Annotated in this window: 1 protein-coding gene; it reads right to left on the bottom strand. The window is 54.4% G+C overall.

Annotation, left to right across the window (positions count from 1 at the left end):
• The coding region (locus H5202_RS23815; protein WP_220494007.1) for a hypothetical protein at positions 1–272 on the bottom strand (272 nt) is incomplete at both ends.

Genomic DNA, 272 nt, shown 5'->3' with positions numbered 1-272 from the left:
GTCACGGTGGCGGTCACAGTGCCATCAGTACCGATCTCATCGCTGTTGAAGATACCATCGCTGCCCATGCCGCTGAATTCAACGATTGGTGCAGGTGCCATGGTGGCATCAACAGGTTGTGTATCAGTGGCGGTTGCAGATGGGTTGCCGGCGATATCAATCACTTGCGCGGTCACATCAACATCAGTTGCGCCTGCAGTGACAGGCACTTCAACGTCAAAGCCGTTGTCGAGCATGTCTTGAGTGACAGGGCCGTTAAATAGGGTGTTGCC

It is taken from the genome of Shewanella sp. SG41-4, assembly GCF_014164505.1.
In the GTDB taxonomy this organism is placed as follows: Bacteria; Pseudomonadota; Gammaproteobacteria; order Enterobacterales; family Shewanellaceae; genus Shewanella.
Note: the sequence above shows the minus strand (reverse complement) of the source record. Positions and strands in the feature narration are given on the sequence as shown.